A 2,165-nucleotide genomic window follows, 5' to 3' on the forward strand; every position below is an offset into this window, starting at 1 on the left:
TGCGTATTTCGTAAAAACGGGACATTCGTTTCGCTAAATCGCGGACAGCGGTTTCGCTAATTCCGGGACAGCTGGAGGTGTGTTTTCCGTTTGCCTTGTTGAAGTCGGGTTGGCTGATCGCGCGGCTTTGCTTTGAGGTCAAGCCTGAGGTGGTTTTTGCTTGCGCATGCTGTCCCCTTCGAGGGTGATGCGGTGGGCATTGTGGATGATCCGGTCGAGTATGGCATCGGCGATGGTGGGTTCGCCGATCATGTCGTGCCAGGCGGTCACAGGGAGCTGGGCGGTGATCAGCGTGGATTTTCGCCGATAGCGTTCCTCGAAGATTTCGAGCAGATCGAGCCGCTGCTGATCGCTCAGCGAGTGGGTGCCCCAGTCATCGAGGATAAGCAGTTCGACCCGCGCCAGCCTGTCTGCCAGACGCGGGAAGCTGCCGTCGAGGCGTGCAAGAGCGAGCGCGTCGAACAGGCGCGGCATGCGCATATAGAGAACCGGATGATCGAGCCGGGCAGCTTGCCGCCCAAAGGCGCAACCCAACCATGTTTTTCCGGTTCCGGTCTGGCCGGTAATGATGAGATTCTCATGAGCCTTGAGCCACGCCCCTTGCGCGAGCGACAGGATAGCGCGGCGGTCCATCCCGCGGTGCGCGGTAAAGTCGATGTCCTCGATACAGGCATCGGCAAAGCGCAACCGCGCGGACCTGAGCTTGTTGCCTAGACGCCGGTCCGCACGGACCGCCATTTCGCGGTCGAGCATCAACCCGAGCCATTCCTCGCGGGCAAGATCCTCGCCGCTGCCTTGTGCGGTCATCTCGCGCCACGCGGCGGACATTCCGGCGAGGCCAAGCGCATGCATCTGATCAAGGGTGGGATTGTTCAACATGGGAGTTTCCTTTCTTCATTGATAATAGCCCCGGCCACGGATGTTCGTGTGCGCAGGCGTGGGTCGTGCCGGCTCGGTCGCCGGCCTGATCCGGTCGAGCCCGGATTTGAGGATCGCGGCGACCGAAGAGTAGGAGACCGCGTTGATGATCAGCGCGCGTTCGCATGATGCTTCCACCCGGTCCCGCTCGTAGCGCCGGGCCAGCGACAGAACGCCCATCGCCGAACGATAGCCCTGTTCAGGATGAGGCCGGTCGCGCATCAGCCGTTCGACCAGGATCGCCGCGTTGACGCCGATCTGGTCGGCTTTGCCGATCAGGCTGGCTGGCGTCATGTTGGCATAACGCTGATGGGCCTTGGGCATATGCTCGCTCACCGTCACATGGCCCCGGCGCTGGGACCGCCGGACATGGCTCGCCACCCGCTGGTGATCGTGGAACAACTCGACCACCCTGTGGGTGAGCCGGACATCGACCTGCCGCCCGATCAGCCGGTGCGGGACCGAGTAGAAGGTCTTGTCGACCTCGACATGATAATCGGGATGGACCTTGGCCCTTTTCCACTCGGCATATTCGAACCGCGCTGCCGGGAGCGGCGCAAGGGCGCTCCGCTCGATCTCTTCGAACAGCGCGCGGCGCGATCGCCCCACATGGCGCATCGGTCGATCATTCAGATCCTCGAGCAACACGGCGATCGCCGCATTCAGGTCCGCAAGGGTGAAGAAGCGCCGGTTGCGCAGTCGCGCAAGGATCCAGCGCTCGACGATCAACACGGCCCCTTCGACCTTGCCCTTGTCGCGTGGACGACGACTGCGGGTCGGCAAGATTGTCGTGTCGTAATGATCCGCCATCGCTGCAAAGGTCTGGTTGAGCGTCGGCTCGAACCACAGCGCCTTCGCCACCCCGGCTTTCAGATTGTCGCAGACAATGGCGCGGGCTACCCCGCCGAAGTAACCCAGCGCTTGAACCTGGCCTTCGATCCAGTCGGGGAGCTTCTGACTCAGGCTGGCCATCACGAACGTCAGCGACGAAGCCCCCAGAACCGCCACGAAGATCTGCGCCTGGTGTATTTCCCCGGTCGATGGATCGATCAGCGGCACTGTATGACCTGCATAATCGGTCTGCATCACAGCACCCGCCTCATGCCGATTACGGAAGCTTGCATGGGTGCACTTCTGGAAGGCCGCAAAGCGATCGCAGAACCAGGTATAGCCATAGCCATTGGGATGCCCGGCGCGATATTCTTGCCAAAGCAGCGTCAGCGTCACACCCTTGCGCTTGATCTCGC

General features: G+C 61.9%; 2 protein-coding genes. Both read right to left on the reverse strand.

Features of this window, described 5'->3' with window-relative positions; translation table 11 throughout:
* Positions 1 to 138: 138 nt before the first annotated feature.
* Entirely contained in the window at positions 139 to 879 is a 741-nt protein-coding gene (gene istB / locus HHL08_RS25160) for an IS21-like element helper ATPase IstB (protein ID WP_119749909.1), read from the reverse strand.
* A gap of 15 nt (positions 880 to 894) precedes the next feature.
* Positions 895 to 2,165, reverse strand: a 1,271-nt coding sequence (gene istA / locus HHL08_RS25165; RefSeq protein ID WP_169575574.1) for an IS21 family transposase, incomplete at its 5' end; no start/stop codon positions are given.

Source organism: Sphingobium psychrophilum (assembly GCF_012927105.1).
Lineage (GTDB): Bacteria > Pseudomonadota > Alphaproteobacteria > Sphingomonadales > Sphingomonadaceae > Sphingobium > Sphingobium psychrophilum.